General features: G+C 62.0%; 15 protein-coding genes. 5 read left to right on the top strand and 10 right to left on the bottom strand.

All coding sequences use genetic code 11. The annotated features are described in order from the left end of the window. Nucleotides 1-21: 21 nt before the first annotated feature. The 10 genes from pyk to KI617_RS16910 form a co-directional block, all read right to left on the bottom strand. The gene (gene pyk, locus KI617_RS16955) at nucleotides 22-1455 is read right to left on the bottom strand and encodes a pyruvate kinase (RefSeq protein ID WP_226448268.1); all 1434 of its coding nucleotides are present in this window, start codon (nucleotides 1453-1455) and stop codon (nucleotides 22-24) included. A gap of 88 nt (nucleotides 1456-1543) precedes the next feature. Beyond that, the gene (locus tag KI617_RS16950) at nucleotides 1544-2728 is read right to left on the bottom strand and encodes a phosphoglycerate kinase (protein WP_226448266.1); all 1185 of its coding nucleotides are present in this window, start codon (nucleotides 2726-2728) and stop codon (nucleotides 1544-1546) included. Between the two features lie 20 nt (nucleotides 2729-2748). Continuing rightward, complete coding sequence (locus KI617_RS16945; protein ID WP_226448264.1) at nucleotides 2749-3780, bottom strand: type I glyceraldehyde-3-phosphate dehydrogenase; 1032 nt, start codon at nucleotides 3778-3780, stop codon at nucleotides 2749-2751. A gap of 27 nt (nucleotides 3781-3807) precedes the next feature. After that, nucleotides 3808-4230, bottom strand: a complete 423-nt coding sequence (locus KI617_RS16940; RefSeq protein ID WP_226448263.1) for a hypothetical protein — start codon at nucleotides 4228-4230, stop codon at nucleotides 3808-3810. A gap of 71 nt (nucleotides 4231-4301) precedes the next feature. Then, complete coding sequence (gap, locus tag KI617_RS16935) at nucleotides 4302-5330, bottom strand: type I glyceraldehyde-3-phosphate dehydrogenase (protein WP_226448261.1); 1029 nt, start codon at nucleotides 5328-5330, stop codon at nucleotides 4302-4304. A gap of 21 nt (nucleotides 5331-5351) precedes the next feature. Further along, on the bottom strand, nucleotides 5352-7358 hold the full coding sequence (gene tkt / locus KI617_RS16930; protein WP_226448259.1) for a transketolase: 2007 nt from the start codon (nucleotides 7356-7358) through the stop codon (nucleotides 5352-5354). 119 nt (nucleotides 7359-7477) lie between these two features. Continuing rightward, complete coding sequence (locus KI617_RS16925; RefSeq protein ID WP_226448257.1) at nucleotides 7478-8122, bottom strand: hypothetical protein; 645 nt, start codon at nucleotides 8120-8122, stop codon at nucleotides 7478-7480. Between the two features lie 43 nt (nucleotides 8123-8165). After that, nucleotides 8166-9179: a class 1 fructose-bisphosphatase gene (locus KI617_RS16920; RefSeq protein ID WP_226448255.1), complete on the bottom strand. Its 1014-nt coding sequence runs from the start codon at nucleotides 9177-9179 to the stop codon at nucleotides 8166-8168. Between the two features lie 33 nt (nucleotides 9180-9212). Continuing rightward, on the bottom strand, nucleotides 9213-11696 hold the full coding sequence (locus tag KI617_RS16915; protein ID WP_226448253.1) for an EAL domain-containing protein: 2484 nt from the start codon (nucleotides 11694-11696) through the stop codon (nucleotides 9213-9215). Nucleotides 11697-11793: 97 nt separating this feature from the next. Continuing rightward, entirely contained in the window at nucleotides 11794-12348 is a 555-nt protein-coding gene (locus KI617_RS16910; RefSeq protein ID WP_226448251.1) for a thioredoxin family protein, read from the bottom strand. 41 nt (nucleotides 12349-12389) lie between these two features. On the opposite strand from KI617_RS16910, the gene KI617_RS16905 reads away from it, so the two are divergent. From KI617_RS16905 to KI617_RS16885, 5 genes are all read left to right on the top strand, one after another. Beyond that, the gene (locus KI617_RS16905) at nucleotides 12390-13127 is read left to right on the top strand and encodes a 16S rRNA (uracil(1498)-N(3))-methyltransferase (protein WP_226448249.1); all 738 of its coding nucleotides are present in this window, start codon (nucleotides 12390-12392) and stop codon (nucleotides 13125-13127) included. Between the two features lie 3 nt (nucleotides 13128-13130). Next, entirely contained in the window at nucleotides 13131-14636 is a 1506-nt protein-coding gene (pap, locus tag KI617_RS16900) for a polyphosphate:AMP phosphotransferase (RefSeq protein WP_226448247.1), read from the top strand. Next, complete coding sequence (gene argA, locus KI617_RS16895) at nucleotides 14633-15952, top strand: amino-acid N-acetyltransferase (RefSeq protein ID WP_226448245.1); 1320 nt, start codon at nucleotides 14633-14635, stop codon at nucleotides 15950-15952. The genes pap and argA overlap by 4 nt, the downstream gene beginning before the upstream one ends. Nucleotides 15953-15983: 31 nt before the next feature. Further along, the gene (locus KI617_RS16890) at nucleotides 15984-16256 is read left to right on the top strand and encodes an oxidative damage protection protein (protein ID WP_226448243.1); all 273 of its coding nucleotides are present in this window, start codon (nucleotides 15984-15986) and stop codon (nucleotides 16254-16256) included. 122 nt (nucleotides 16257-16378) lie between these two features. Continuing rightward, nucleotides 16379-18043, top strand: a complete 1665-nt coding sequence (locus KI617_RS16885; RefSeq protein ID WP_226448241.1) for a methyl-accepting chemotaxis protein — start codon at nucleotides 16379-16381, stop codon at nucleotides 18041-18043. Nucleotides 18044-18060 lie beyond the last annotated feature (17 nt).

The following is an 18060-nucleotide window of genomic DNA, read 5'->3' as shown; positions in this document are numbered from 1 at the left end:
TGATTGGTCTATTTTACTCGCCTAGTCGAGCTGATGCTCACCGACCCGGACGATCTTCAGGGTGTTGGTGCCGCCGGTGGTGCCGATCGGCTCACCGATGGTCAGGGCGATCAGGTCGCCCTTTTCGACGACGCCGCGATCGATCAAAAGTTGCTCGGCTTCAGCCAGCAGGCGGTCGCGGTCGGTGTGCTGCTGCTTCATCGGCAGCGGGGAAACGCCGCGATAAAGCACCATGCGGCCGACCGATTCGGCATCGGGGGTCAGCGCGTAGATTGGTACGCCGCAGTTCATCCGGCTCATCCACAGCGCCGTCGAGCCGGACTGGGTCAGGGCGGCGATGGCCTTGACCTTGAGGTGATGCGCCGTCCAGATCGCCGCCATGGCGATCGACTGGTCGATGCGTGTGAAGATGCGGTCGAGGAATTCGCGGTCGAGCGTGACTTCGGCCGAGCGCTCGGCTTCAACGCAGATGCGGGCCATCGATTCGACGGTTTCGACCGGGTACTTGCCGCTCGCCGTTTCGGCCGACAGCATCACCGCATCGGTGCCGTCGAGTACGGCGTTGGCGACGTCGGAAACTTCGGCGCGGGTCGGCACAGGTGAGGAGATCATCGACTCCATCATCTGTGTCGCAGTGATGGTCAGCTTGTTCTTGTCCCGCGCCATGCGGATCATCTTTTTCTGCAGCGCGGGGACGGAGGCGTCGCCGACTTCGACCGCCAGATCGCCGCGGGCGACCATGACGCCATCGGAAGCATCGAGGATTTCCTCGAGATTGGTGATGGCTTCGACGCGCTCGATCTTGGCGATCAGCACGGCCGTGCTGCCCGCGGCGCGCAGCAACTGGCGGGCCATGTACATGTCGGCGGCACTCTTCGGGAAGGAGACGGCCACAAAATCGACGCCGATGTCGGCTGCGGTCTTGATGTCGTCCATGTCCTTGCCGGTCAGCGCCGGCGCGGTCAGGCCGCCACCCTGGCGATTGATGCCCTTGTTGTTCGATAGTTCGCCACCGACGATGACGCGGGTATGAATCTCGTGGGCACGCACACCGGTCACTTCGAGCTTCAGGCGGCCGTCGTCGAGGAGCAGGATGTCGCCATTGACAACGTCTTTCGGCAGATCCTTGTAGTCGAGGCCGGCACGTTCCTGATTGCCCATCGTGCACTGGGCGTCAAGAATGAATTTCTCGCCGGGAACGAGCGTGATCTTGCCTGCCTCGAACTTGCCGACGCGAATCTTCGGGCCTTGCAGATCGCCAAGAATGCCAACGGTACGCCCGTGTCTTGCCGCCGCCGCGCGAATGCCCTCGGCCCGCGCCCTGTGGTCATCGGCGGTGCCGTGCGAAAAATTCATCCGGACGACGTCAATGCCGGCCAGGACCATGCGGTCGAGAACTTCCGGCGTCGAAGAGGCGGGGCCCAGCGTGGCAACGATCTTGGTATGGCGTGACATGTCTTCTCTATCCCTGATTGTTATTTGAATTCTTGGCCGATTTTCCGGGTTGGCCGTGACAGTTGTTAGGTCAACCCGGAATTTTTCCTTACCCTGCCGCCCGTTCTTCGAGGATGGCAATCGCCGGCAGGGTCTTGCCTTCGAGGAATTCCAGGAAGGCGCCGCCGCCGGTCGAGATGTAGCCAACCTGTGGGGCAATGTCGAACTTGGCGATGGCGGCCAGGGTGTCACCGCCGCCGGCGATCGAGAAGGCCTCGGAGTGGGCGATGGCGGAGGCCAGCATCTTGGTGCCGCCGGCAAACTGCGGCAGTTCAAAGACGCCGACCGGGCCGTTCCAGACGATGGTGCCGGCGTTGGCGATGATTTCGCCGAGCTTGGCTGCGCTCTTCGGGCCGATGTCGAGAATGCGGTCGTTGGCGTGCACGTCCTCGACGGCAATCTTGTTGGCGCGGGCCAGGGCGGAGACTTCGTCGGCAACGACGACGTCGGTCGGCAGCGGCACTTCGGCGCCGCGCTCTTTCATGATGTCCATGATGGCGTGGGCTTCCTTGACGAGATCCGGCTCGGCCAGCGAGTGGCCGATGCGCTTGCCGTCGGCGAGCAGGAAGGTGTTGGCGATGCCGCCGCCAACGATCAGCTGGTCGACCTTGCTGGCCAGCGACTTGAGGATGGTCAGCTTGGAGGAGACCTTGGAGCCGCCGACGATAGCGACCAGCGGGCGTTTCGGCTCGTGCAGGGCCTTGGAGAGGGCATCGATTTCGGCGCCCATCAGCATGCCGGCACAGGCGACCGGGGCGTATTTGGCGATGCCATGGGTGGTGGCTTCGGCGCGGTGGGCCGTGCCGAAAGCGTCATTGACGTAGATGTCGCACAGCTTGGCCATCTTCTGGGCCAGTTCGTCATTGTTCTTCTTTTCACCCTTGTTGACGCGGCAGTTTTCGAGCAGGACGACTTCGCCCGGCTTGACCGTGAAATTGCCCTCGACCCAGTCGGTGATCAGGCGCACCGGCTGCTTGAGCATCTGGCCAAGGCGGATGGCAACCGGGGTCAGGCTGTCTTCGGCGTTCAGTTCGCCTTCGGTCGGCCGGCCGAGGTGGGAGGTAACCATCACGGCAGCGCCCTTTTCCAGGCAATACTTGATCGACGGCAGCGAGGCACGGATGCGGGTGTCTTCGGTGATGTTGCCGGCTTCGTCCTGTGGCACATTCAAGTCGGCGCGGATGAAAACGCGCTTGCCGGAAACGTCGAGGTCGGTGAGTTTGATAACGTTCATGTCTATCTCCTTGGTTTTGATTAAATGCGATTCTGTGGCCAGCGGCGCGCCCAGTGGTCGGCGACCTCGAGCATGCGGTTGGCGAAGCCCCATTCGTTGTCGAACCAGACGAACAGATTGACCAGGTGCGTGCCGCTGGTCCGTGTTTGGCTGCCATCGACGATGGCCGAATGCGGGTCGTGGTTGAAATCGATCGAGGCGTGCGCAGCCTCGGAATAGGCGATCAGTTTCTGCAGCGGTCCCCGCGCGGCGTTGGCCAGCAGGGCGTTGATGCTGTGGGCGGAAACCGGGCGCTGAGTGCTGATCGTCAGGTCGATGGCCGAGACATTGGTCGTCGGCACACGGATGGCCTTGGCCTGGACGCGGCCGGCCAGTTGCGGCAGCAGGCGCTCGACGCCGCGGGCCAGGCCGGTCGAGACCGGGATGATCGATTGCATGGCCGAGCGGGTGCGGCGCAGGTCATCGTGGTGATAGCCGTCGATCAGCGGCTGGTCGTTCATGACCGAATGCAGCGTGGTCAGCATGGCCTGTTCGATACCGACTTCGCGGTCGAGCAGGTCGAGCAGCGGCACGATGGCATTGGTCGTGCACGAAGCCGCGGAAACCAGGCGCTCGTCGCCGCTCAGCGTGTTCTGGTTGATGCCGGCAACGATAGTCGCATCGACATCTTCGGCACTGGAGCCGGGGTGCGACAACAGCAGACGCGAGCAGCCCGCATCGAGGAAACGGCTAAGTTCCGGACGGCGACCATAGATACCTGAGCATTCCACGACCAGATCGATCCCGGTCCAGTCGGCGTCTTCCGGTGTCCGGGCATGGCTGACGCGAACGGGCCGGTCATCGATCAGCAGCTTGTTGCCGGCGACTTCGACGTTGCCGGGAAAGCGGCCGTGCGTCGAGTCGAAACGTGTCAGGTAGGCCATGCTCTCCAGATTGGCCGGCTCGTTGATGGCGACGACCTGGAGATTGTGCGCGACCGGGGATTCCAGCAGCGCCCGCAGGAAACAGCGACCGATACGGCCATAGCCGTTGATGGCAAGATGCAGGGGCATGGGGTGTCGGTCGTTGTTCGTGGCTGGTTATTTCGGGGCTTCGCCGGTCGCTTCCGGGTTGTACTCGATATAGATGAGGCTGGTTGGCGTGCTGCCCTTGCAGATACGGAAGGGGAACATCGTCACGCCGGCATTGAAATCAAGTTTGCCCATGCCCTTGAATTGGGCTTCGGCCCGCCCTTTATCGTCGCCGAAGTAGAACGGAATGTGCTGCTTGCCGGTACACCAGCTCGATTCGCTGGTCGGCTTGCCGACAATGGCGAGGACTTCTTCGTAACTCATGCCGATCTTCAGCTTGCCGAACGGATGGTCGGCCGGCGGGTTGCCGACGATGGCCGGAGCGGCGGCTTCATCGGTCTTTGCCGCCTCGTCGGCCGCAAGGCAGGTGCCGGTCATGGCCAGCGCCATGCTCAGGGTGGTGAAGGCAATACGGGGTGCGTTGTTCGGCATCTTGATTCCTCCTGAAGTCGGTCGGGGTGAAACAAAAGGGGCCTTGCGGCCCCTTTTTAATACCAGGCCAATTACTTGGCGTTCATCCAGGCACGAGCGGCATCGAGCATGCGGCAGGAGTAACCCCACTCGTTGTCGTACCAGGCCAGGACCTTGACCAGCGTGCTGCCGTCTTCACCCTGAATGACACGGGTTTGGGTCGCGTCGAAGGTGGAGGAAACGGTGGTGTGGTTGAAGTCGGACGAGACCAGCGGGTCGTTGTTGACGTCGAGCACACCCTTCAGCGGGCCGTTGGCGGCAGCGGTCATCAGGGCGTTGATTTCGTCCTTGGTGGTGTTGCGGCCGGCGGTGAAGGTCAGGTCGACCAGCGAGACGTTGATGGTCGGCACGCGCAGGGCGAAACCATCGACCTTGCCCTTCAGTTGCGGCAGCACCAGTCCGACGGCAGCGGCAGCGCCGGTTTTGGTCGGGATGATGTTGGCAGCAGCGGCACGGGCGCGGCGCAGGTCCTTGTGGCGGACGTCGACGGTGACCTGGTCGTTGGTGTAGGCGTGGATGGTGGTCATCAGGCCTTGCTTGATGCCGATGCTGTCGGACAGGATCTTGGCGACCGGGGCCAGGCAGTTGGTCGTGCACGATGCGTTGGAGACAACGGTCATGTCGGACTTGAGCAGGCCTTCGTTGACACCGTAAACGATGGTCGCATCGACGTCGTCGCCGCCCGGAGCGGAGATCAGCACGCGCTTGGCGCCTTGCTCGAGCAGGGCCAGAGCCTTGGCCTTGGTGGTGTAGGCGCCGGTGCACTCGAGCAGCATTTCAACGCCGTGGTCGGCCCAGTTGATGTCCTTCGGGTTCTTGGTCGAGTAGAAGGCAATGCGCTTGCCGTCGACGATGATGCAGTTCTCGCCGTCGGTCTCGACCGAGGTGCGGAAGCGACCGTGCGTGGTGTCGTACTTCAGCAGATGGGCATTGGTCTTCAGGTCGCCGGCCGCATTGATGGCAACCACTTCAAACTCATTCTGCAAACCCTGCTCGTAAATGGCGCGCAGCGTGCAGCGACCGATACGACCGAAACCGTTGATTGCAACCTTGATAGCCATGAACTTCTCCTCTTTAGATAATCAGGACAACAGTGCCTTGGCCGTCTTGACGACGTTGGCGACGGTGAAACCGAACAGGTCGAACAGCTGGCCGGCCGGTGCCGACTCGCCGAAGCGGTCGATACCAATCACGGCGCCATGCAGGCCGACGTACTTGCGCCAGAAGTCCGGGTGAGCGGCTTCGATGGCAATGCGTTTCTTGCAGCTGCCGAGCACGGCGGCTTTGTAGTCGGCGCTCTGGCGGTCGAAAACATTGGTGCATGGCATCGAGACGACGCGGGTCTTGATGCCTTCGCCGGCCAGCGCAGCCTGGGCGTCGAGCGCCAGCTTGATTTCGGAGCCGGTGGCAATGAAGGTGATCTGCGCTTCGCCATCGGCTTCGGCCAGCACGTAGCCACCCTTGGCGATATCGGCGTCGGCCACCTTCTGCGTCACGGTCGGCAGGTTCTGGCGCGACAGGGCGAGAATGCTCGGGCCATCCTTGCGCTCGATCGCAGCGGTCCAGGCGATGGCCGTTTCGGTGGCATCGGCCGGGCGCCAGACATCCAGGTTCGGGATGATGCGCATCGACGGGATGTGCTCGACCGGCTGGTGCGTCGGGCCGTCTTCGCCAAGGCCGATGGAGTCATGGGTATAGACCATGATCTGGCGCTGCTTCATCAGCGCGGCCATGCGGATAGCGTTGCGCGCGTAGTCGGAAAAAACCAGGAAAGTCGCGGTGTAGGGCACCAAACCACCGTGTAGCGCGATGCCGTTGGCGATGGCGGTCATGCCGAATTCACGGACGCCGTAGTAGCAGTAGTTGCCGCCCTCGGTACGGGTGACGCCCTTGCTGCCCTTGACGAAGGTCAGGTTGGAGCCGGCCAGGTCGGCCGAGCCGCCGAAGATTTCCGGGACGGCCGGAACCAGCGCGGCGATGGCGTTCTGCGAAGCCTTGCGGGTGGCGATGTTCTCGGCCTTGTCGCGGCAGGTGGCGATGTAGGCGGACTTGGTGGCTGCCCAGTTGGCCGGCAGTTCGTTCTTCATCACACGGCGCTCGAACTCGGCAGCTTCGGCCGGGAAGGCCGCGCGGTAGGCGGCGAAACGGTTGCTCCAGTTTTCCTCGAAGGCGGCACCGGCCGGCTTGCGATTCCAGGCGGCGTAAATGTCGGCCGGGATTTCGAAGGCCGGGTGGTTCCAGCCGATGTATTCGCGGGCAGCGGCGATTTCGTCCTTGCCGAGCGGGGCGCCGTGGCAATCGTGCGAACCCTGCTTGTTCGGCGAACCGGCGCCGATGGTCGTTTTGCAGCAGATCAGGCTGGGCTTGTCGGTGACCGCCTTGGCGGCGAGCAGGGCGCGTTCGATGGCATCGGAATCGTGACCATCGACGGCCGGAATGACGTGCCAGCCATAGGATTCGAAACGCTTCGGAGTGTCGTCGGTGAACCAGCCTTCGACGTGGCCGTCGATGGAAATGCCGTTGTCGTCCCAGAAGGCAATCAGCTTGCCGAGGCCGAGGGTGCCGGCCAGCGAGCAGGCTTCGTGCGACACGCCTTCCATCAGGCAACCGTCGCCGAGGAAGGTGTAGGTGTGGTGATTGACGATTTCGTGGCCGGGTTTGTTGAACTCGGCGGCCAGCACCTTTTCGGCCAGCGCGAAGCCGACGGCGTTGGTGATGCCCTGGCCGAGCGGGCCGGTGGTCGTTTCAATGCCGGGGGTGTAGCCGTATTCCGGGTGGCCCGGGGTCTTGGCGTGCAACTGGCGGAAATTCTTCAGATCGTCGATTGACAGGTCGTAGCCGGTCAGGTGCAGCAGAGCGTAGAGCAGCATCGAGCCGTGGCCGTTCGACAGCACGAAGTGGTCGCGGTCGGCCCAGTGCGGGTTGGCCGGGTTGTGACGCAGGTGGCGACGCCAGAGGACTTCGGCGATTTCAGCCATGCCCATCGGTGCACCGGGGTGCCCGGAATTGGCCTGCTGGACTGCGTCCATGGCGAGGGCGCGGATGGCGCCAGTCAGGGGAGAAAACTTGGGGAGATTGCTGACGCTCATGATCCGGAAATCCAGCCTGCTGAAAAGCCTAAATTATCCGGTAAATGCCCTCTCTTGGGTAGGGCAATATGGCAAAACGGCAGGCCAGGGTGGCCTGCCGTCTGCGTGTCTGGCAATGCTTACTGAATTTTTGGGTCGTAGTTGATCATCATCAGGATGCCCTGGCCGCCACCGAAGCTGCCGCCGGTGTAGGCGACGCTGCCCTGGCCGGCATAGACCGCTTCGTAACGATGGCTGTCGCCGCCGAAATAAAAGGGAATCCAGGCCTTGGCCGTGACGTAGGCGCGAATGTTCGACGTGACACCGAGGATGCGCTCGACTTCGGACTGGTGCATGCCGATCTGCAGCCTGGACCACTTGCTGCCCGGCGGAATGGTGCCATACACCTCGCCCTCGAAAGTGCCGTCCTTCGACTTCATGGCGCAGGGATTGCAGGCCTTGCCGGCGGTGCTGCCAGCGACGGCCGCGGCGGCGGGTTCGGGCTTGGCTGGCTCGGCGGCCTTGGTGCTGGTGGTGGCCTTGGGCTTGGCCGGCTCGCAGTCGGCGGGCGGCGTGTCGGCCTTTTTCGCTGTCTTCGACTTGCTGGTGGTCTTCTTCTTTGCGGTCGGCTCCGGCGGGCAAACGGGTTTGGCGGCGGGGGCGGGCTCCGGTGCGGCAGCTGCGGTCGGTGCCGGGGCAGTTTCTTCAGGCTTGGTTTCGTTGCTCTTGCAGCCGGCAATCAGGGCGCCGGCAGCGAAGAGCAGTGCGAGGGTGATCTTGGGCATCACGGTCGTCCTATGGCAATGTTGAATGGGTAAATGTAGCAGGTCAGGCGCTGTGATAGCCAGTGACGCGCTCGACTTCGTTTTTCGAACCAAGGATGACCGGCACGCGCTGGTGCAGTTTTTCCGGCGCGATGTCGAGAATGCGCTGGCGACCGGTCGTCGCGGCGCCGCCGGCCTGCTCGATCAGCATGGCCATCGGGTTGGCTTCGTACATCAGGCGCAGCTTGCCGCCCTGGCCCTTGAGCTTGCTGTCCACCGGGTACATGAAAATGCCGCCGCGGGTCATGATGCGATGCACGTCGGCCACCATCGAAGCGACCCAGCGCATGTTGTAGTCCTTGCCGAGCGGGCCTTCCTTGCCGGCCTGCATTTCGGCGACGTAGCGCTGGACCGGGGCTTCCCAGAAACGCTGGTTGGCCATGTTGATGGCGAATTCCTTGGTATCGGCCGGGATCTGCACGTTTTCCTGGGTCAGGATGAACTGGCCCTGCTCGCGGTCGAGGGTGAACACGACGACGCCGTCGCCGACCGTCAGGACGAGCAGCGTGGTCGGGCCATAGACGGCATAGCCGGCGGCCACCTGCGCGGTACCCGGTTGCAGGAAGGCTTGTTCGGCGGCTTCCGGCGTGCTCAGGTCGGCGCCTTCCGGGCACTTGAGCACCGAGAAGATGGTGCCGATCGAGACGTTGACGTCGATGTTGGATGAGCCGTCGAGCGGATCGAAAGTGAGCAGGTATTCGCCCTTGGGGAAGCGGTGCGGCACCAGGTGCGGCAGGTCCATTTCCTCGGAGGCCATGGCAGCGAGGTGGCCGCCCCATTCGTTGGCGTCGAGCAGGATGTCGTTGGACAGCACGTCGAGTTTCTTTTGGGCTTCGCCCTGCACGTTGTCGCTGCCGGCTTCGCCCAGAACGCCACCCAGGCCGCCCTTGCCGATGGCGATGGAAATGGCCTGGCAGGCGCGGGAAACGACTTCGATCAGCAGCTTGAGGTCGCCGGTGATGACGCCCTTGTTGCGTTGTTCTTCGGTGAGATAGCGAGCCAGCGTGCGCTGTGCCATGGTGACTCCTGCATCAATGACAAAAGCAGGATTTTACTCTGCCGCGTCGCAGGCGTGCAGGAAGGCGAAGGCGGCGGCGCCGGTCAGCGGCTTGCTGAACAGGAAACCCTGGACTTCGTCGCAGCCATTGGCGCGCAGCAGTTGGTGCTGATCCTCGGTTTCGACGCCTTCGGCGATGACGTTCAGGCCGAGGGAGTGAGCCAGGGCGATGGTGCCGAAGGCGATGGCGCGGTCGTTGAGATCGTGCTCGATGTCGGCGACGAAGGAGCGGTCGATTTTCAGATGGTCGATCGGGAACAGCTTCAGATAGGCCAGCGACGAATAGCCCGTGCCGAAGTCGTCGATGGCCAGCGTGACGCCCATGTGGCCGAGGCGTTCGAGGATGTGGATGGCTTCCTGCGGATTTTCCATCACCGAGCTTTCGGTGATTTCCAGTTCCAGCAACTCTGCCGGCAAGCCGGAGGTGGTCAGCGCATTGGCGACGGTTTCGCAAAAATCGCGGCGGCGCAACTGGCGGGCCGAGACGTTGACGGCAATACGGATGGGTTTCAGGCCGGCGTTGATCCAGCGCGCCATCTCGTGGCAGGCGGTCGACAAAACCCAGTCGCCGATTTCGACGATCATGCCGGTTTCCTCTGCGACCGGAATGAAGCGGGCCGGAGAGATCATGCCGTCGGTCGGGTGGTGCCAGCGGACCAAGGCTTCGACGCCGGTCGGGGTGGTGTCCTTGGCGCAGAACTGGGGCTGAAAGACCAGGCTCAATTCGTTGCGGGCGATGGCGTGGCGCAGCTTGCGCTCGATGTTCAGGCGCTCGGCCGCCGTGCGGTTCATGTCCGCGGCAAAGAATTGGTAGTTGTTACGGCCGGCCGCCTTGGCGTGGTACATCGCGGTGTCGGCATTCTTGACGATGACGTCACCGTCGGGCCCGTCGTCCGGAAAGATACTGATGCCGATCGACGGGCTGGTATGCAGTTCGTGGCCTTCGGCTTCGATTGCCGTGGACAGCGCCGAGATGATCTTGCCGGCGATGATGGCCGCGTCGGCCGGCGAGGTGATGCCGGGCAGAATGATGACGAACTCGTCCCCCCCCAGGCGGGCGACAAAATCGGTTTCCCGGATCAGGTTCGACAGGCGGCAGGCGACTTCGCGTAGCAGTTCATCGCCCACCTGATGGCCCAGCGTGTCGTTGATGACCTTGAAGCGGTCGAGGTCGATGAACATGATCGCCACCATCCAGCCGTGCCGGCGCGCTTCCGGCAACAGTTGGGCGAGGCGCATGAGCAGCGCCAGGCGATTCGGCAGGCCGGTCAGTGCATCGTGCTGGGCGATATGCCGCATGCGGTCTTCTGCCTGCTTGCGCTCGGTAATGTCGGCCAGAATCCAGACGTAGTGGGCTGGCTGGCCGCTCTGCGGGTCATCGACACGGTTGATTCGTGCCCCGGCCGGGAAGTTGCTGCCGTTTTTCTGGGTGACTTCGAGTTCGCCACTCCATGAGCCGCGCAGGGATATTTGCGCCTGAAACTCTTTCTGCGTTAGCTCTTCGCTCAGGCTGATCAGCCCGAATACGCTCTGGCCGTTCAGTTCGAAAGGCTCGTAGCCGGTCATCTGGGTGGTGGCCGGATTGATCGACAGGATGCGGTGCTCTTCGTCGGTGAAAATGATGCCGGCTGGGGTGTGGCTGTAGACCTTCTGCGCCAGTTGCTCGCGTTCGGCGCTGGTGCGCCGTTCGGTGATGTCGGTATAAACAGTGACAAATCCGCCTTCGGCCAGGGGTACGCCGCGGACTTCGAGCGTTTTTCCGTTTGGTCGGGTGCGTTCGAACGAGTGCGGGCTCAGATTTCGAGCTCGTTCCATCATGGTGGCCACGATTTTTTCCGGGTCACCGGGGCCGTATTCCCCGCGCATTGCGTTGAAGCGGAACATCGCTTCTATGGATACACCAGGCTTGGTTAGCTCGGCCGGCAGGTCCAGCAGGTACGGAAACTGGGTGTTGAAGAGAACGAGATTTCCGTCGCTATCAAACAGGCTGACGGCACTGGGAATGCTCTCAATAACCGTCTGCAACTGGTTGTGCTGCGTCCGGAGCGCTGTTTCAGCCGCTTTGCGCTCGGTAATGTCGGTGTAGGTGGTAATGAAGCCAACCAGTTGCTGATCAACGAACAGCGGTTCGCCCTGGACTAGATGGGTGTGCCCATTCGGGCGAGTCCGCTCGAAACAATGTGCCTCGAATTTGTTGGCCAGCGCCGTGATGCGCTCGACATGCATTTCAATATCGCCGGGGCCGTATTCCCCGCGCCGGGCCGGGATACGAATCAACTCGGAAAAGTGAACGCCCTCGTAAACGGCCTCGGCCGGCAGGTTCAATACCTTGATGAACCCCTGATTCCAGACGCGCAGCCGCAACTGCTCGTCAAAGACGCTGATGCCCTGCGGCATGTTCGAAACCACCGCCTGCAGGTAGGCTAACTGGCGACCGATGTCGCCCGAAGGCAGCGAGGATGCGTCTGGTGATGTCAATGGGATGGTGGGTCGATCTTGTGATGTTTAATGATAGCTCAGGCCCCAAAGAGAGGCTATTGGTTCAGTTGGATTTTTCAATTCTGTTGAATATTTGTTATAAATTCCATTTAATCGAGCAGCCGATCGAGGCGGTTTGCTGGCTTGGCCCCTGGCCGCATCGGGCAATGTCGCACATGGCCTCGAACAACTCCCGGCGGGCATCGGGCGGCGCGGGGTTGCGCCCGGAGGCATCGAGCCGGCCACGGTATTCCAGTTGAAGCTGGTTGTTGTAACCGAAAAAGTCCGGCGTGCACACGGCACCATAAGCGCGGGCGACCGACTGGGTTTCGTCGTAAAGGTAGGGGAAAGGGAAGTCAAGTTCCTCGGCCCAGCACTTCATGTTTTCCGGCGCGTCGTCCGGATAGGCGGTGATGTCATTGCTCATGATCGCGACGCAACCGATGCCGTGGATGGCGAGTTCGCGGCAGTCGCGGATCAGGCGGTCGATGATCGCCTTGACGTAGGGGCAGTGGTTGCAGATGAACATGACCAGCAAGCCGTTCGGGCCTCGGCAAGTGGCGAGCGTGTGGCGACGACCATCGGTGCCCGGCAGATCGAAATCGATGGCTGCCTGGCCGAAATCGCACACGGGAGGGTTCAAGGCGACCATGTTTCTCCACTCCAAAAGGCATTTCGCCCATAATAGCACCGATGAATTCACCCCGTTTTTACTGCCGAGAAGCCCTCTCTCCGGGGGCGCATGTTGAACTTCCCGAACCGGTGGCGCGCCATGCGGTGCGTGTATTGCGCCTGCCGCCCGGGGCGCCGATGGTGCTCTTTGACGGACGCGGCGGCGAGTATCCGGCGCATATCGAACGCATCGAACGCGACCGGGTGTTTGCCGTGCTCGGCGCCTGGCGCGAAATCGAGCGGGAATCGCCATTGTCGATCACGCTGGTGCAAGCCTTGCAGGCTGGCGACAAGATGGATTTCACCATCCAGAAGGCGGTCGAGCTCGGTGTGCGCGACATCGTGCCGGTCGAAAGCCGGCGCAGCGTCATCCGTCTGGCCGGTGATCGGGCCGCCAAGCGCGTGGCGCATTGGCAAGGCGTCGCCGCTTCGGCTTGCGAGCAGTGCGGGCGGAATCAGGTGCCCTTGGTGGCGCCGCTGGAAAAACTGGAAAACTGGCTGGCCAGGCCGGCCAATGGCGTGTTGCGACTGATGCTCGCGCCGGATGCCGAGGCGTCGTTTGCCTCGATCCAGCCGGTTGGTCAGGTACAACTGTTGATCGGGGCCGAAGGGGGGCTCGATCCGCAGGAGGTATTGGCGGCAAAGCAGGCGGGTTTTCAGGCGGTCCGCATGGGGCCGCGTGTTTTGCGCACGGAAACGGCGGGCCTGGCTGCATTGGCAGCGATGCAGGCCTTGTGGGGTGATTTCAGGGAGGGGTAGGCGATGTTTGAATCTGCAGAACTGGGCCACAAGGTCGACAAGAAAACTTTCAAGGCCGAAGTGCCGAAATTGCGCGCCGAGTTGCTCGACGTCCAGTACGACATGCTGCAAAAGAAGGAATTTCCGGTCGTCATCCTGATAAGCGGGGTCGACGGCAGCGGCAAGGGCGAAACCATCAACCTGCTCTATTCGTGGATGGACCCGCGCCACATTTCGACGCTGGCCTTTTCGGCGCCGAGCGACGAAGAGGTGTCGCGCCCCTACATGTGGCGCTACTGGCGCGCCCTGCCGCCCAAGGGCAAGGTCGGCATCTTCGCCGGCTCGTGGTATTCGCAGCCGATCACCGACCGCATCAATGGCGATATACGCCGTTCCGATCTCGATGAGCGTCTCGACGACATCAACCGCTTCGAGACCATGCTGGTAAACGAAGGGGCGCTGGTCCTGAAATTCTGGTTCCATCTCTCGAAGGATGGCCAGAAGACTCGCCTCAAGGCCTTGGAGAATGATCCACGCACGGCCTGGCGGGTGACCAAGGAAAGCTACGATCGCCTGAAGACTTATGGCCGCCTGCAGCAGGTGGCCGGCCATGTGCTGCGCGTGACCAACACGGCGCATGCGCCGTGGATCATCGTTGAAGGCACCGACGACGAATACCGCTCGCTGACCGTCGGCCGCATCGTGCTCGACGCGATGAAACGCCGCCTGAATCAGGAAGGCCTGCAGCGGGTGCCGGTGGCGCCGCCCATCGTCCATCCGATCGACGAGAAGAATGTCCTGAGCGAACTCGATCTGACGCAGAAACTGGAGAAGAAAGATTACGAGACGCAGCTGGCCAAGTATCAGGCCAGGCTTTCCGAGCTGGTGCGCGATCCGCGTTTTGTCGGCAAGCGTTCGCTGGTGCTGGTCTTCGAGGGCGCCGATGCGGCCGGCAAGGGTGGCAGCATCCGGCGAGTCGGGGCATCGATGGATGCCCGGCAGTACCAGATCATCCCGATTGCCGCCCCGACCGAGGAAGAGCGCGCCCAGCCTTACCTGTGGCGCTTCTGGCGACATATGCCGCGGACCGGCCGGGCGGCGATTTTCGACCGTTCGTGGTATGGCCGCGTACTGGTCGAGCGGGTCGAGGGCTTCTGCGCCGAGGCTGACTGGCTGCGCGCTTATGCCGAGATCAACGATTTCGAGCACCAGCTGGTCGATTCCGGTGCCATCGTCGTCAAGTTCTGGCTGCAGATCAGCGCCGACGAGCAGTTGCGGCGCTTCAAGGAGCGTCAGGATACCGAATTCAAGCGCTTCAAGATTACCGAGGAAGACTGGCGCAACCGCGACAAATGGGACGACTACGTGTCGGCCGTCTGCGACATGGTTGATCGCACCTCGACCGGCCTGGCGCCGTGGACGCTGGTCGAAGCCAACGACAAGAACTTCGCCCGGGTTAAAGTGCTGAAAACCCTGTGCGAGCGCATCGAAACAGCCCTGAAAGACGAAGGAAAATACACCGAAAAATGAGCGATACCCCTTACGACGAGCATTTCGTTTCCTGGTTCCGGGCAGTCACGCCCTACATCAATGCCTTTCGCGGCCGGACCTTCGTCATTGCCTTCGGTGGCAAGGCGGTGGCCAGCGAATTTGCCAAGACGCTGGCCTATGACGTGAATCTGCTGGTCAGCTTGGGCATTCGCCTGGTGCTGGTGCATGGCGCCCGACCGCAGATCGAGGAGGAGCTCGCCGAGAAAAACCTCGAGTCGAAGTACCACCGCGGCTACCGGGTCACCGATGCGGCGGCGCTCGATTGCGTGCTCGATGCGGTCGGCAGTGTCTATCTTGAAATCGAGGCGATGCTGTCGCAGGGGCTACCGAATACACCGATGGCCAACAGCCGCATCCGGGTGATCGGCGGCAACTTCATCACCGGCCAGCCGATCGGCGTGCTCGACGGCATCGACATGCATTACGCCGGCAAGGTGCGCAAGGTGGACGCCGATGGCATCAATGCCCAGCTCGGGCTGGGCAATATCGTGCTGCTCAATTGCGAAGGGCCGTCGCCAACCGGTGAAATCTTCAACCTGCAGATGGAAGAGGCGGCCGAAGCCGTGGCGACGGCAATCAAGGCCGACAAGCTGGTTTACCTGACGGACAGTACCGGGGTCACCGACAAGAACGGCGAAATGCTGGACGCGATGACGGCTGACGAAGCCTCGCAGTTGCTGCGCGATGCAGACTGGCTGACGACCGACATCAAGCGCTACCTGCCCTGCGCGGTGCGGGCCAGCCGGACCGGCGTCGGGCGCGTCCATCTGATCGGCTTCGAGCAGGATGGCGCCCTGTTGCGCGAACTCTTCACGCACGACGGCGTTGGAACGGTGGTCACCCGCGAATCGCTGGAAAACATCCGCGAAGCCAAGCCGGACGATATTGCGGCGCTGATCGCCCTGATCGAGCCGATGGAGCAGGAAGGCATTCTGGTGCACCGGCCACGCGAACTACTCGAACGCGAAATCGATCGTTTTTCGATCATGCTGCACGATGGCATCATCGTCGGCTGCGCGGCGCTCTACATGCATTCCGAAGACGAGGCCGAACTGGCTTGTCTGGCTGTCAGTACGGAGCACCGCGAGTGGGGCTACGGTGAACAACTGATGATCCGCATCGAGCAGCGGGCCCGCAAGGCCGGCATCAAGCGGCTGTTCGTGCTGACCACGCGCACCGAGCACTGGTTCGTCGAACGCGGCTTCAAGCTCGGCACGGTAGACGACCTGCCGGCCAACAAGCGCGACATGTACAACTATCAACGGCGCTCCAAGGTGCTTTTCAAAACCTTATAATTTCCCCAAACCTAATTTCACGGAGTTTCAAATGGCACGTACCGTCAATTGCATCAAGCTCGGCCGCGAGGCTGAAGGTCTCGACCACCCACCCTATCCGGGCCCGCTGGGGCAGCGCATCTTTGAACAAGTTTCCAAGGAAGCCTGGCAGCAGTGGATCAAGATGCAGACCATGCTCATCAACGAGAATCGTCTGAATCTGGTCGATGCCAAACATCGCAAATACCTGGCCGAACAGGTCGAGAAGCATTTCTTCGGTGAAGGTGCCGATCAGATCCAGGGCTACGTTCCACCGGCCGCCTGATTTTTCCCGGCTCATGAAAACCCCGCTGCGGCGGGGTTTTTTTTCGCCGAGGTTTGGTAAGAAGCCTGAAACAATGTGTAGATAAACTGTTTTTACTTTTGATGATTTCGGTATATTTACACATGAAAATGCTTGATTCGCTATCGATTCGTAGTCGCCTGTTGCTGATGGTTGGTGTCAGTGCCGGTTTTGGGCTGCTCTTGCTGCTGACCGCCCTGATCTCTTTCAGCGGGTTTCGCGGCGATGTTCGACAGGTCTCTGGCGATGTCGCCGATGCCACGAAGGCCTTGACCCTGGTCAGTGGTGTTCAGAGTTCGCTGCAGGCGCAGCAGCGAGGCCTGAACAATATGTTGCTGCGCAATTTCATGGCGGCAGAATTCGACAAGGGGCGGGCCGAATTTCTGGCCGGCCGCAGCGCTTTCTGGCAGCAACTGGAAGCGCTGGAGGCCATCCAGAAGACCAGCCCGCTCAAGGCCGGCGAAAAGGTCGGCGATATCCGCAAGCTGGCTGGCGAATTGAATCAGCTCTATGACCAGGTGCTGGCCGAGAACGAACCCGGCATGCCCAAATACACGGTGATGGTCGATGCCGCGTTGCGCGATGCCGATACGCCGCTGGTCACCGCGCTGGCCGAAACATTCGCTGCCATCAGCGAGGCAACGACGCAAACGGTCGGTGAGGCCGCCGTGGTGGCCGATCGGCGGTTTGAAGAAAACGTCCTGCTGGTGCTGGTGGTTGGCATTGCCGGAGCGCTTATTTCCCTGTCGCTGGCGGCTTACCTCTCCCGGCACATCCTGCGCCGACTTGGCGGCGAGCTGGAGCCGGTGGTGCTGGCCACCAGCCGGGTGGCCGCGGGCGATCTGACGCAAAGCCTGCACACCGGAAAAGCGGCAGCCAACTCGCTGGTGGTTTCCATTGAAAGAATGCAAAGCCGGCTGCGCACGCTGATCGGCGATGTCAAACTCGGCGCCGAGCAAACTTCCAGCAACGCGCTGGCGCTGCGCCATTCAGCGCTTGAAGTCGCCAACGCGACCGGCCTGCAGAGCGATGCGGCGGCGATGATCACGGCGGCCATCGAAGAGCTGACCACGGCGATTTCGGTGATGGCCGAAAGTGCCGGCAGCGCAGCCGATGCGGCGAAAGTGACTCGCCAGACCGCCAACGAAAGCAGCCGGGTCATTCATCAGACCATCAGCGAAATTGCTGCCATCTCCGATCAGGCCAATGCCTCGTCGAATTCGATGCTCGATCTGAAAACGCATACCCTGGAGATTTCCCGGTTTGCCCAGGAGATCAAGGAAATCTCCGAGCAGACCAACCTGCTGTCCCTGAATGCCGCCATCGAGGCGGCGCGGGCCGGGGAGGCGGGACGCGGCTTTGCCGTGGTTGCCGACGAAGTGCGCAAACTGGCCAATCACACCTCGGAAACCACCCACAAGATAGAAAATCTGGTGACCAAGCTCAGCGAAGCAGCCGATCAGACGACGCAAGTCGTCGCAGCGACTGCGGCGCGGGCTCAGCGCGGCACCAAGCTGGCTTCGGAGGCCGAACTCGCCACCCAGAAGATCGAGCAGTTCTGTGAGCGTTCGGCCATAGCGGCCAGCGAGATTGTCGATGTGCTTGGCGAGCAGCGACTGGCAGCCGAACAGATCGCCCAGAATACCGAACGCATGGCACAGATGATCGAACGAGGCGCCAAGGCCGCTGCCGAATCTTCGGCCTCGGCCCATGAGGTGGCGACGCTGGCTGACCGGCTCCGCGCATCCACGTTGCAGTTCAGCGTTTAGCCGGGGCTGGGTTGTAG

It is taken from the genome of Ferribacterium limneticum, from assembly GCF_020510625.1.
In the GTDB taxonomy this organism is placed as follows: Bacteria; Pseudomonadota; Gammaproteobacteria; order Burkholderiales; family Rhodocyclaceae; genus Azonexus; species Azonexus limneticus_A.
The sequence above is the reverse complement of the archived record's forward strand: the minus strand, read 5'-3'. Positions and strand labels throughout refer to the sequence as shown.